The following is a 13,313-nucleotide window of genomic DNA, read 5'->3' on the forward strand; positions in this document are numbered from 1 at the left end:
TTACACCCAATACCTGAATGAAGAGAGTCAGCCAACCCATTACAAACTTTATTTTTCAACGGACCTAACCTTACCCGCCTGGCTGATTGTGAAGTACTACCGACTGCGCTATCAACAGGAGTTTTTAATCCGCGATGCTAAGCAGTTTACGGGTCTCACTGACTGTCAGGCCCGGTCGGTCAACAAGTTGGATTTCCATGTGAACACCGCTTTGTCAGCGGTCAATATCGCCAAAATAGAGCAGGGCGTTGGTCAGCAGCCTTTTTCGATGGCTGATGTAAAGACCNTGTATCACAACAAGTTATTACTGGATCGTTTTTTTTNCATCTTACCGCAAGGCACTGAACTGACTAAAAATGACCCTCAAGTGCGTCGACTGTATAGTTTCGGCTGTATAGCTGCTTAATTATTGACGAACCATTGTAAAAGTAACTTTGTCGCTTTAATCATTGCTTAACCAGAAAGGGCTACTAACTTTCGCCCGATGGATAAATCAGGTTCGTCCTTATCCCAAAAAATTGCGATATTTCTATTGGCAGAGAACTATGTACACCATATTCTACGCTGATAATTATGGGGTTACGCTTCTTGCTACTGCTTTACTTTCTCTTTTGTACAGGAGGCACTTCGTTGCTGGCTCAGCCTGGTACGGCTCAGGAAACGGTGAACCGGCAACTCGAACAGGCTAAGCAACTCACCTCCTCTAAGCCCGACCAGGCGCTGACTGCTGCTCAAGCCGCCCTAAAGCTGGCCCGAAAAAATCACCTGACTTTATCCGAAGGAAAAGCATATCAACGGCTGACCCGCATCTACGCCGAACGGGACGACTATGTCAGTGCCCTCGATGCGGCCAAAGCCGGGCTTTCAATTTTCCACAAGCTGGGCGAGCAGGAGGAGATTTGCCGTTCATACATCGCCATAGGCGTCATTAATCGATACATGAAGCTCTATGACTCGAGTATCGAAGCGAACCTGCAAGCCCAGAAAATCGCGGAGACACGGCAGGACACGGGCATGATCGGAGCCATCTATGGCAACCTGGGAAACGTGTACTTCGACAAAAAAGACTACGACCGGTCCTTACAATCAGCCCTGAAGGCCCTGAACATCCAAACGGCTCAACGGGATACTCAGGCGATGGGCAATACCTTTCATAACCTGGCCCGAGTTTACCGCATTCGCAGGAAGTTTGGCAAAGCACTAGAATTTTACAACAAGTCGCTGGCTATTGACCTTAAGAACGACAATCAATTAAACATCGGTGGTTCTTACCTGGATTTAGCGCTGCTTTTCAGAGACATGGGCAATTTTCAGCAGGCATTGCAGTATTCGCAGCGGGCACTGGCCATCGCCAAACGAATCGAATCCAAAAGTATTCAGCAGCAGATCCTGGCCAATTTGCCTTTGATTTACGGTGTGTTGGGGAAACCCAGGGAAGCCGTGATTACCCAAAAGCAATACCAGTACCTGACCGACAGTCTACAATCGGCTGAGCTGTCGAAGCAGATTGCCGATATGCAGGCCCGGTATCAGGCCGAACAGAAAGACCGCGAACTGAGCGTACAGAAACTTCGCTTAACGGCCCAGCAGGCATCGCTCAGCCAACAGCGTACGCTGATCTTCGCGCTCATTGCCTTAGCGTTGCTGGGTGGGCTGGTTGGCTATCTGCTGTTCAATCGGTATAAGCTTCAGCAGCGCAATCAGCAGCTTTCACTCACTAACGAACAGTATCGGCTGGCGCAAAACCTGCAACTCCGGCAGACCATCGACGAAATGGTCAACTACTTCGCTACGTCGCTCTACGGTAAAAATACGGTGGATGAAATCCTCTGGGATGTTGCCAAAAACTGCATTGCCCGCTTAGGCTTCGTGGACTGTGTGATCTACCTGCTCAACGACGGGCAAACGGCCCTTATCCAGAAAGCGGCCTACGGTAACAAAAACCCGGAAGCCTACTCGATTCTTAACCCAATCGTGATTCCGCTGGGGAAGGGTATTGTCGGGACCGTAGCGCAAACGGGCAGACCCGAAATCATAGCCGACACCACGCAGGACCCGCGCTACGTCGTGGATGACGAGCAACGATACGCTGAACTGGCCGTACCGCTGCTCCTCCACAACAAGATCATCGGCGTAATTGACTCGGAACACCCCGAAAAAGGCTTTTTCCAGGAGCATCATCTGGAGGCTCTCCAAACCATTGCGGCCATCTGTAGCAGTAAAATTGCCCAGGCAATGGCGGATGAGGAAGCTAAAAAAGCCAGGATTCTGCAAATCGAAGCGGATTACAGCAAGAAACTGGACCGGGTGAAATCCCAGTTTTTTGCCAACATCTCGCACGAGTTCCGCACCCCGCTGCAACTCATTCTGGCACCGCTCCAGAAACGGGACACCATCAGCCCGGAAGAAACCCACATGATGGAGCGCAACGCCAACCGCCTGCTTCGGCTGGTGAATCAACTGCTCGATCTGGCAAAGGCTGAAATGGGAATGCTTACCCTGAACCCACAACGGGGCCACCTGATTAGCTTCCTCCGGCAAACCGCGCAGTACTTCCAGCCGATGGCCGTGAGCAAGAACCTACAGTACCAGATTGACCTGCCCGATACCGAATGGGTAGCCGCCTACGACTGGGATAAGCTCGAAAAGATTGTATACAACCTGCTGTCGAATGCCATCAAGTTTACCCCGGCGGGCGGGCAGGTAACGCTGCGAGCCGACGTAAACCCTGAAACGGGGCTTTGGCTGGAGGTTCGCGACACGGGCATCGGCATGCCGGCATCGCTGCAAACCCGTATCTTCGACCGTTTTTATCAGATCGACCCCTCACAAACGCGGGCCTTCGAGGGGAGCGGTCTGGGGCTGGCACTCACCAGAGAACTGGTCGAACTCTGCGAAGGCTCGATTCAGGTGGAGAGTCGCCCCGAATCAGGTAGTAAGTTCGTGGTTACGCTCCCCCTAAAAGCGGAAGCATCGCAGCATGCTGACGGACTGAACATGGTACTACCCGCTTCATTTGCCGGGCAACCCGTTGACCTGGCTGCTACCAAGACCGGTTTACTGGTGGCGAACGAACAGGCCGAAATTAGTGGGGATGACAAACTTACGCTGCTGCTTGTAGAAGACCACCCTGAGTTGAACGACTACCTGCGGCAGCAGCTTACCAGCCGCTTTCGGGTGGTGCAGGCCATGCAGGGCGATGAAGGGTTGAAAATAGCTCGCAGCGTGATTCCTGATCTAATTATTTCCGATGTGATGATGCCGGTGATGGATGGTTTCTCGCTAACCCGCCACCTGAAAGAAGACGACCTCACCAGCCATATTCCGGTTATTCTGCTCACGGCCAAAGACGACGTCAACTCCCGGAAAGAGGGTTTCGACGGTGGGGCCGAACAGTATCTGGCCAAGCCATTCGCCCTGGACGAACTGGTATCGCGGATCAACAGCCTACTTACCCAGCGCGATTTGCTACGTAAAAAATACAGCCGGGAGGTGGTTTTGCAGCCCACGGGAGCACCCATCCAGGATCGGGAAGCCGAGTTTCTGGAAAAAATCATCCGCATTATTGATGAACACATCGCCGAAGAAGCCTTCAGTGTAGAAGCCCTGCAACGGGAAATGGGCATGAGCCGGATGCAGTTGCACCGCAAACTGAAAGCCCTCACCGACCAGTCGGCCTCTGAATTTATTCGCTACATCCGGCTTCAGCGAGCCGCCGACCTCCTGCAGCAGCCGGGCATCCCGATTGCCGAGGCCGCTTACCGGTCGGGTTTCTATCATCTTTCCTATTTCTCCAAATGCTTTAAAGAGCAGTTTGGCATCCTGCCATCCGAATTTGCCAAACACAAGGAGATGACGGCTACAGAAAAATAATCACAAAACATTGATAATCAGCAACATGAAAGCCAAAAAGGTTTCATGTTACATCCATGCTATTTTCTGGGAACTGCGTGTTAACCCCGCCCGGTATGCCCCCGCTACCTTTGTTGCCGTTAAGGTATTCGCCGAATCACCTATAAGCAGTAGGCAACTGTATTTCCTTTTTTTTATCAAACATTGGTATGCAACATGTAAAAACAGTAACCATTTTCGCGCTGTCTGTAATGGCGCTTTGGGGATGTGAAGAACGCTTTATGGAACCTCAGGGTCCAACAACACGGGCCGATAAGGTCCTCAATCCCCCCTCAGAAGGCAATGGTGGTTTTACTCCCAATCCGGGCGGACAATCCCTGCCCTACCCGACGATTATCAAGCAGACATTCGTTCCTGAAAACGAGCTGTTTGCCTACATGAAATGCCTCACCTGGCGGATTGAATGGCCCAACTATCCGTCCGGTACCGACGAGAACAAAATCCCGACGGTATTTACGCTCTCGAACGGTGCGCTCAACAGTTTCGATTACCTGAACGGCGTGTCAGCCGCCACTACGTACAAGGCCAATTTTAACCTGTATCACAATGCAAAGCTGGAAACGGCCAACACCCTGTGGAACGAGTTGACTTACACGTTTGGGGCTGGCAATCAGATGGAAACAACCTGGTTCAACAAGACTAATTATTCAGCGAAGACCATTGAAGATTGGGTAAAAAAGCGCCCAAGCCTGTTTAAATCCTACTGGGTAGACAACAACCAGGAGCCTCCAACCTACCAGCAGGGGGATATTTTCCTCTTCAGGCTCACGGATCAGAACCGCTACGGTGGCATCCGAATTGTGTCCATGACCCCCCGCATCATCGAGGTCTATCTGGCCGTACCGAACAACTAATCCGGCCCGGTCGCAGCCCATCATTTGTTGTTTTTTATTTCGCCGGGGTATGGTCCCTGGGTTGGGAAAACTATGCCCCGGCTCTTCCTATTTTTTAACTATCATCTTCCCTTTTAGTCATGAAAAAGACGATTGCCCATTTATTTGTAAAGGCCCTCCTGATGGGCCTACTCTTCAGCTCTAAACAGGGGCTGGCCCAATGGTTGTCGGCTAACGGTAACCAGTACGTACTGCCTGTGGTGAAAGTAGGCGTTGGTACCTCAACTCCCCAACGGAGCTTGGACGTTCAAAACACGGTGGATACCTACCTGCGGGTTAGCTCGGTGGGTGGTGCTCAACTAGACGATCAAACGGCTGGTGTCGAACTGCGGAGAAGCCTGTTCAACGGCACCGCTATCACCTGGTCTATCAATAACGAATCGGCATTCCGCATCCGGCGCAATGGCACGATGTTGTTTGAGATGACACCCAATTCGGCCCGGCTGGGGATTAGTACCCAGGACCCCACGGTATTCACCATTTATGGAACCAACATCACCCAATCGGGTAGCTCCATACTGGGCGGAGCCATCCGGCTGCACACCAAGGTGGGCAGCAACACCCACACGCTGGCCATTGACGGCAACCAAATTGAGAGTAGCGATCCGCTTTACCTGAACAACAATTCGGATGAAGATATCCTCCTAACTAATGGCGGAGGACGCGTTAAAGTAGGCACCACCGACAACGAAGCCCGGTTCAGTATTGCGTCGGAAGACGATATGCAGCTTAAGCTGATCAATCCGGGTGCGGGCGGAGGGGCCTGGCGAATTGGGGTAGCCAACAGCAGTTGGGTGGCCGGGGCCGGTAAACTGGTCTTTTCCAAAACAGCGGGTTCGTCCGATGCGGCTATGGTCATCACGCCTGCCGGTAACGTGGGCATCGGCCTGACAACGCCTTCCAAAACACTCCAGGTCAACGGAACCATCTCGACCAAAGTACTTGAAATTACCGGAGGGGCTGACCTGGCCGAGCATTTCGATATCGAAGCGGGCGAAACGCTCCTGCCTGGCACCGTGGTGAGTATCGACCCAGACAAACCGGGGCAATTGCGGGTAGCCCGGTATGCCTACGACAAAACGGTGGCTGGTATCGTGAGCGGGGCGGGCGACGTGCTGCCCGGTATGCTGATGGGGCAGGCAGGTACGCTTGCTAGCGGACAATACCCGGTGGCGCTGACAGGTCGGGTTTATTGCCGGGTCGATGCCCAATACGGGGCTATCCGGCCGGGTGATTTGCTCACCACCTCGCCCACCACAGGTCATGCCATGAAAGTCTCGGACAATGGACAGGCACAGGGAGCCATCCTGGGCAAAGCCATCACCTCGCTAGAGGCCGGTACGGGGTTGGTGCTGGTGTTGGTCAGTCTTCAATAAAGTACGCTAAACGGATAGTAACCATGAAATCATTCACCGTACTGCTCATTGGGCTGATTGGCCTCTTGAGCGGGCCAATAACAGCCCAAAAAATGGTGCCGCACTCGTTCCGGTATCAGACCGAAACGTCGGACCGCGAAACGTCGGACCGCGCCACGCTGGACCGCGATCAACTCCGGCTCTTAACGCAGGTCACTCAGCCGAACACAACGTTTCTTCGGCTGTATTTTAGGGGTACTCAATTAGGCGAAGGCAGCTATCTCGTGCTCGAAGGGACCGATGGTACCCGCCAGGAATTGCGCAAACCGGACCTCGAAAACTGGCATAATAGCTCAGCGTATTTCAACGGCCAATCGGTACGCGTATCGCTGTTTGCGGCTGCCAGCGACCACAATGTGGTCAACATCGACAGCCTAAAAGTCAGCGGTGGACCTGCCAACCCCGCTAAAGGTACCCGTCGGGCGGCACCACCGCAGCCCGGAGCAAGGTCGTCGGCGGTGGCAGCGGCTGGTGTTTCGACCGTCACGTACCCATACGCCAAAGCGGTGGGCCGGTTTACTAACGGCATCGAGTCGTACGGAACGGGCTGGATTGCGCCCAACGGGGCAATTGTGACTTCGGCTTACATTTTATCACGGTTGGAAGACCTGTCGTACGATGTGATCGAGTTCAACGTGCCACCTTCCAATGGGACTACTGTCCAGCATCCGTCGCCCCAGGATCAGTATCCACTCTCGACGGCAAGCAACAAGATGATAGCTTACACGACTATAGTTCCGGTAAAAATTTCAAAAGAACTCGAGAGCGTTTTGGTGAATACCTATGCCATTCTTACGCCCTTGCCCAACAGTACCGGCCTTCGACCCGGTGAGCGGCAACAGGAGTATTTTCGGATAGCGACTAATCCCAGCAGTTACATTGTGGATGCCATGGGTGATATTCCAGTCGATCTGCTGCATTACGGAGCCTTTCCAGGCGACAGCTACACCGGGCAGTTTCGGACACTGCATTTATACCAGGCATCGTTACTGAAGCAAAGCGACTATCTCAGCGTTGATGTTGGTGGTCGTCCCGGGTCAAAACGCGACGAGTTTATAGTCTATAATGGGGCAGGTATTTCAGCAAGCGATCATAGTGATGATGGAGCACCTATTACGTACCAGGAATCGAATGTAGCTATTGGCGTCCACAATAGAGGCTTGACCGACGGGCCTTCGTATGCAATCGGGTTTCGGGAAGATAGCTTCCGCAACAACCTGGCGCAGTTCTTTTCGAGCAACGCGGTCTATGTTGATTCGGAAGGGCTGTATGACCCGGCATCCGGTGCCATTGACAAACCCTATCTTTCCATTCAAAATGCGGCTTCGGATGCGCCCAACGGGGCGCAGGTAAACATCGCCAGGGATACATACTACGGACCCGTTACGTTTAATCGGCCCATGACGTTGCTCGCACCGGTAGGTAAAGTGGTCATGGGTCTGCCCTACAGCAGTGCCCGCAAAGCCGCTAATTCAACCGTGGCAGGAAATGTAGCCCTGGCCGAAGCTACCCGTACCCATTCGCGGCTTGAAAGATCAGAAACGGCGGAAAAAGTGCGGGCTTACCCGAATCCATTCAGGGAGCAGACCGAAATAAACTATCCGCCTGGCGAGGGAGGGCGCGTGTTAGTGAACGTACTCAACATGGCCGGAACAACCGTAGCGACGTTCACCCCCGGCACCGACGCAACTGGCCCACAGCGGGTGCAATGGAACGGTACCGACCAAAACGGCATACCCGTACCTACCGGCCTTTACTTAGTGCAGGTGAACTACGGTAATCAGACATTTACAACCAAAGTACTGAAACAGTAAGCGGTACATGAGGATGTACACTGTAATGTAAGTTTTATGGCATTTTAGCCCCACTCCTGCTTTTCAGGGGTGGGGCTAAAACCGGCAAATGGCTCCGCAAAAACAGTATGAACCGAGTTAAACCCGTTTTTTGAGTACAAACCGCTGGGCACTGGTGCCTAAAACAGGAACGCTCAATAGCATGATCAAAGCCCTGTATTCCGATTCGATTACCCTTCACTTGATTGATGAAGACAATCTGGCTGATGTATGCATCCTGTTTCAGGGGTACCCCGACTCACGTGATATGTTACAGGAGTTGCTACGGCATTATTTGCCTCAATATGAAATCGGTAAGCGAACCAACTACGGCTTTTATGTCCTGCTGGATGACCAACTGGCGGGCATGACCTTACTCACTGTCGACAGTTGGCCCGAACGCATTGGATCGACAGGTGCGGATATGTTTGCCCATATGCGGGGCCGGGGCGTGGCCCCCCGGAGTAAACCCCACCTGTTTTATCTGGCTTTTGAGTTACTGGGACTCAATCGGGTTACTACGGGTTGTTTGATCTCGAATGAATCTTCGAAACGATCCATCGAGAAAACGGCTGGTTTTCAGTTTGAGGGAATCACACGTGAGTCAGGTATCAATGAGGAGGGTGAATTTGAGGACGAGTACATATACGCCATTCTAAAACGCGACTGGCGCACGTTATACGATACCTCACAAATTCAAATAAATGAATAAGCCGCGTCAGTAAAATCTGAACGCGGCTTATTTTATGGGATTCACTATGCATCGAAAATCGTCCCATTCTGCCTAAAAACCGTCTTTAGTCAAGTGTAAGAAGTTGACCACTGGGGCACACCCACTTACGGGCTTCGGTCTGTGCATCGGTCAGGAAAATCGGGGCAGTACGTGTTCTATTGCCTTCTTATCAAATTCTAAGTTGATATTAAGCAATGATTAAGTAATGATCAGGAAATTGAGCTACGTATCCATCATACTGTATTGCCTATATCGCCTAGATCATTACCTCCATGAACACCGTTCGCCAGTTTCTAAATTTTGAATTAATCCACCTCAAAGCCTTCACACTTACCGTGGCCGATATTTGTTCGGCCCTGCTGGTTGTGGTGTTAGCCAGACTTCTCCTCTACTTGCTGAAGAAGTACGTTCTCCAGCTCTTCTTTAAACGCCGGAACGTAGCCATTGGCCAGCAGTTTGCCATCAACCAGTTGATTAAATATGCCCTGTATCCAATCGTTATTATATTGGTTATGCAATCCCTGGGCATCCAGCCATCCGTCCTGCTGGCTGGAGGAGCTGCCCTGCTGGTTGGTATTGGTCTGGGATTGCAACAGACCTTTAAGGACCTGTTTTCGGGTATTATTCTGCTGGTAGAAGGAACAGTTCGGGTAGATGATATGGTGGTGATTGGCGATACGATTGTAATGGTGAAAGAAATTGGTATCCGTACCTCTAAAGTCGAAACACGGGATGAAACGGTTAAAATTGTTCCGAACTCGAAGCTGGTAGAAGATACAGTAATCAACTGGTCGCACAACAACCGTCCGACCCGCTTTCATATCGACGTGGGCGTTGCTTACGGCAGTGATTTGGGGTTGGTCAAATCGCTGCTGCTCGAAGCCGCCGATGAGCACGGTCAAATTCTGAAAACGCCACCGGCCATAGTACAGTTTCGGGAGTTCGGCTCGTCTTCGCTGGATTTCAAGCTGTTTTTCTACAGCTACGAATTTCTGCGCATTGAAGTCGTGAAAAGCGATCTTCGTTTTCGGGTCGACGAACTATTTCGTCAGCACGCTATCACCATTCCCTTTCCCCAGCAGGAAGTCTGGTTTCGGAATGAACTGTCAACCAGTCCATCAAATAAACATCAGAACGCGTAAAATTACTTTAGATTAGCAGCGACTTTACGCCAGGCCACGCTTTTCATGCAATCAACGCACACCAAACTCAGTGAACTTCCCGCAACGGCCATTTGCGGGAATGATATCAGCTCGTCGTGCCTCTATGTATCGGCACTCAGCATTCTATACGCCGGGCAATACGCCTGGATCTCCCTGCTCCTGGTGGGCGGCACCCTGTATTTGTTTCGTAAAATTTACGGCGAGGTTGTTGGGGCCTTACCGCTCAATGGGGGGGCCTACAACGTACTGCTCAACTCGGCCAATAAGTCGATGGCTTCGCTGGCTGCGTGCCTCACAATCCTGTCTTACGTAGCCACAAGCGTTATTTCGGCCAATGAAGCCATTCATTACGCGGCCTTGTTCAGCGAAGCTATTCCGATTATAGCGGGTACCATTGGGTTGTTACTGCTTTTTTTTCTACTGAATCTGCTCGGGTTAAAGGAGTCATCGAAGGCTGCGGTCATCATCTTTATCTTTCACCTGACTACGCTGGTTGTGCTGTGTCTAGTCTGTGGCTGGTACGTTTTCAGAAACGGGCTGGGTAATTTTTCAGTCAATTTTTCCACTGAGTCCGAACACAGTATTTCGTTTCAGTTATTTGCGGGTTTTGCAGCCGCCATGCTGGGCATCTCCGGCTTCGAAAGCTCGGCCAATTACGTGGAAGAACAGGCCGATGGGGTATTTCCTAAAACCCTGCGTAATATGTGGATTATCGTTACCATTTTCAACCCACTCATTGCCCTGCTGGCACTGAGCATCATGCCCATCAGCGAAGCAAATCAGCACCAGCAGTCGCTGCTTGCGTTCATGGGCGAACGGGCAGGTGGTCAGTGGCTTTCCTGGATGGTGTCGGCCGATGCCGTACTGGTGCTCAGTGGTGCCGTACTGACTTCGTTCATCGGCGTGAGCGGCCTGATGAAGCGAATGACGCTGGACCGTATTTTTCCGCAGTTTCTACTGAAGGAGAACAAGCGAAAGGCCCCGTACTTTATTCTGTTACTGTTTTTTCTACTCTGCGTAGCCATTTTGCTGAGCACGGCGGGTGAGCTTACAACACTGGCGGGCGTTTACACCATTTCGTTTCTGGCCGTAATGGGCCTGTTTGGCATTGGCAACCTGCTGCTCAAACTCCGGCGCAAACGCCTGCCCCGCCCCGAACGGGCCACCACCGGCACCGTGTTGCTGGCACTGACTGCGGTGGGCGTAGCCCTTTGGGGCAATGTGGTGCTCAACCCCAGCTACCTGTGGGTATTTTTTGAGTATTTCATTCCCACCTTTCTGATTGCCCTGATGATGATGGACCGTTCGCTGATTTTAAAGGGCCTGTTATCTGTCATTCTGTACCTGTTTAAACCGCTCAAACGCAGCATCGAACGGTTTACCCACTGGACCAATCAGACCATAAAGAGCATTAACGACCAGGAGTTTGTCTTCTTTTCCAAAGGGGATGATATAGCGTCCCTCAACCAGGTGATGATTTATATTCAGGACAATGAAGAAACGAACAGACTACGCATCGTAACCGTTGAGAATGAACACTTTAAAGCACCCGGCCATTTACATCGGGATATTGAAACCCTCGACCGGGCCTATCCTGAAATTGACATCACGTATGAAAAGATAGTGGGTAATTTCGACCCCGAACTGATAAAAGAATTGTCGGATAAATGGGGAATACCGACCAATTTTATGTTTATCGGCTCCCCCAGCCAAAAATTTCAGTACCGCATCGAAGATCTCGGTGGGGTGCGGCTCATTATCTGACGGAGCCGCTTTTGTTTCACTTAACGACAACATATCATGAACAAGCAGGATTATATTCCAACTGTAATTTCCTGGGCAGAAGCACATGGCTTTGAAGAAATAAAAGCCAATCTGCCCGACGATGACGATTTTGAAACCCCTATCAGTTATGAACGCCAGAACGACGAGGAGGCTTTTGTGCCCGATGTTACGGGAAAGGTATTCAGCGAGAAATCGTATTTCGAGGTAATTTTAAAGACCGATAAAACCCGTCGGCTCGTGTCAAAACTAAAACTTATTAGTGTGCTGGCAGGTAGGCGCGGGGGTAAACTGTATATGATGGCGCCCAAAGGACATTATCAGTTTGCGAAATCCCTTATCAGTGAAAATCATATCGGAGCCGAACTGATTAAACTGAGCTGACAGCAGTGCCCTGAACGAAGTGTTTACTGATTACTGTTCACAAAAGAAAAGCTCCGGTCGTTACGTCCGGAGCTTTTTTGTAGGTTTGAGTCCTAATCTTAATGTCAACGTATGCATCGACTTACACTTTACTCCTTACTCCTGCTGGTTACGGTTGCCTGCCAGCCGCAGAATCCCGGCCAGACAATCATCGACCAATCGATTGCGGCCCACGGGGGAGATGCCTGGCTGGGAAAACGTATCTCCTTCGATTTCCGCAAGTTCCACCTCGTGCTGGAGCAGCAGAACGGGCAGTTCCGATACGAACGCACCTATACCGATTCAACCGGAACACCCGTCAAAGAAATACTGACCAACAACTCGTTTACCCGAATACTGAATAACCAACCCCAAACGCTCGACACGGCACAAATTGGCAAATACAGTCGGGCGGTCAACTCCGTGGCTTACTTTGTGCTGTTACCGGTCAAGCTGGCCGACCCTGCCGTACGGGCTGATCTGGTGGGCGAAAGTAAACTGGACGGACAGCTCTACGACAAAGTACGGGTTCGATTCAGGGCCGAAGGGGGCGGTAAAGACTACGGCGATACATTCTTTTACTGGTTCAACCGGCAAACCCATACCATGGATTACCTGGCCTACAGCGAAGGAGGTCCCCGTTTCAGAAAAGCCATCAACCCAAAAGTGGTGGGTGGTATTCGGTTTCAGGACTACATCAATTACAAAGGAGAGACGAGTGATACTACATCCGTTGGGCAATACGACCAGCGTTATTCAGCCAATCAACTCCCCGAACTATCCCGAATTGAGCAAACGAATATCCGGGTAGAGGACCTGCCATAGCTAGTGGACGAGGTTGAACAAAAACGGGCAAATCAGGTATAATAGTGAACGGGGTGCGCTAATCTATTCTATACTCTTTGTAGGAGGAATAGTCGATCAGTACTGTACCCTGCTAAAATTGGGATGAAAAAGGGAAAGTTGGATTTTTGTAGTTCTCAAGCTCCAAATATCCCCCTTTCCCATGAAGCAGAACTTCATTGACCAAATTACAACACTCCTGCATAAAGCACCAATTGTAGCCAATTTAGCCCGTAAAAAGTTCGTCGCTCAGTTTATTATTGGGCTCATAAAAAGCAGAAATACACAATTTTGTGAGATTGCACAACATCTGAACGACAAAGTCAAGTTAGCCTCCA

General features: G+C 51.0%; 9 protein-coding genes. All 9 read left to right on the plus strand.

Annotated elements, in window-relative coordinates; translation table 11 throughout:
* The first annotated feature begins 573 nt into the window (after nt 1-573).
* The 9 genes from B157_RS0106285 to B157_RS0106325 all read left to right on the plus strand — a co-directional run bounded on the left by B157_RS0106285 (nt 574) and on the right by B157_RS0106325 (nt 12,957).
* The gene (locus B157_RS0106285; protein WP_041951935.1) at nt 574-3,873 is read left to right on the plus strand and encodes an ATP-binding protein; all 3,300 of its coding nucleotides are present in this window, start codon (nt 574-576) and stop codon (nt 3,871-3,873) included.
* Nucleotides 3,874-4,061: 188 nt separating this feature from the next.
* Complete coding sequence (locus B157_RS0106290; protein WP_026308534.1) at nt 4,062-4,766, plus strand: hypothetical protein; 705 nt, start codon at nt 4,062-4,064, stop codon at nt 4,764-4,766.
* A 119-nt stretch (nt 4,767-4,885) separates the two neighbouring features.
* Entirely contained in the window at nt 4,886-6,181 is a 1,296-nt protein-coding gene (locus tag B157_RS0106295; RefSeq protein WP_020602519.1) for a hypothetical protein, read from the plus strand.
* Nucleotides 6,182-6,204: 23 nt separating this feature from the next.
* Entirely contained in the window at nt 6,205-8,034 is a 1,830-nt protein-coding gene (locus B157_RS0106300; protein ID WP_020602520.1) for a T9SS type A sorting domain-containing protein, read from the plus strand.
* 130 nt (nt 8,035-8,164) lie between these two features.
* On the plus strand, nt 8,165-8,764 hold the full coding sequence (locus B157_RS0106305; RefSeq protein ID WP_020602521.1) for a GNAT family N-acetyltransferase: 600 nt from the start codon (nt 8,165-8,167) through the stop codon (nt 8,762-8,764).
* Between the two features lie 293 nt (nt 8,765-9,057).
* Nucleotides 9,058-9,927, plus strand: coding sequence for a mechanosensitive ion channel family protein (locus B157_RS0106310; protein WP_020602522.1), 870 nt, complete (start codon nt 9,058-9,060; stop codon nt 9,925-9,927).
* A 45-nt stretch (nt 9,928-9,972) separates the two neighbouring features.
* Nucleotides 9,973-11,712, plus strand: a complete 1,740-nt coding sequence (locus B157_RS0106315) for an APC family permease (protein ID WP_020602523.1) — start codon at nt 9,973-9,975, stop codon at nt 11,710-11,712.
* A gap of 36 nt (nt 11,713-11,748) precedes the next feature.
* The gene (locus B157_RS0106320) at nt 11,749-12,114 is read left to right on the plus strand and encodes a hypothetical protein (RefSeq protein ID WP_020602524.1); all 366 of its coding nucleotides are present in this window, start codon (nt 11,749-11,751) and stop codon (nt 12,112-12,114) included.
* A gap of 111 nt (nt 12,115-12,225) precedes the next feature.
* On the plus strand, nt 12,226-12,957 hold the full coding sequence (locus B157_RS0106325; RefSeq protein ID WP_020602525.1) for a DUF6503 family protein: 732 nt from the start codon (nt 12,226-12,228) through the stop codon (nt 12,955-12,957).
* Nucleotides 12,958-13,313: the final 356 nt, after the last annotated feature.

Origin of the sequence: Spirosoma spitsbergense DSM 19989, from assembly GCF_000374085.1 — a bacterium.
GTDB classification, from domain to species: domain Bacteria; phylum Bacteroidota; class Bacteroidia; order Cytophagales; family Spirosomataceae; genus Spirosoma; species Spirosoma spitsbergense.

Coding starts and splice junctions, on each gene's coding strand:
- B157_RS0106325 (WP_020602525.1), top strand. CDS start 12,226: ATGCATCGACTTACACTTTACTCCTTACTCCTGCTGGTTACGGTTGCC.
- B157_RS0106300 (WP_020602520.1), top strand. CDS start 6,205: ATGAAATCATTCACCGTACTGCTCATTGGGCTGATTGGCCTCTTGAGC.
- B157_RS0106285 (WP_041951935.1), top strand. CDS start 574: ATGGGGTTACGCTTCTTGCTACTGCTTTACTTTCTCTTTTGTACAGGA.
- B157_RS0106290 (WP_026308534.1), top strand. CDS start 4,062: ATGCAACATGTAAAAACAGTAACCATTTTCGCGCTGTCTGTAATGGCG.
- B157_RS0106295 (WP_020602519.1), top strand. CDS start 4,886: ATGAAAAAGACGATTGCCCATTTATTTGTAAAGGCCCTCCTGATGGGC.
- B157_RS0106315 (WP_020602523.1), top strand. CDS start 9,973: ATGCAATCAACGCACACCAAACTCAGTGAACTTCCCGCAACGGCCATT.
- B157_RS0106320 (WP_020602524.1), top strand. CDS start 11,749: ATGAACAAGCAGGATTATATTCCAACTGTAATTTCCTGGGCAGAAGCA.
- B157_RS0106310 (WP_020602522.1), top strand. CDS start 9,058: ATGAACACCGTTCGCCAGTTTCTAAATTTTGAATTAATCCACCTCAAA.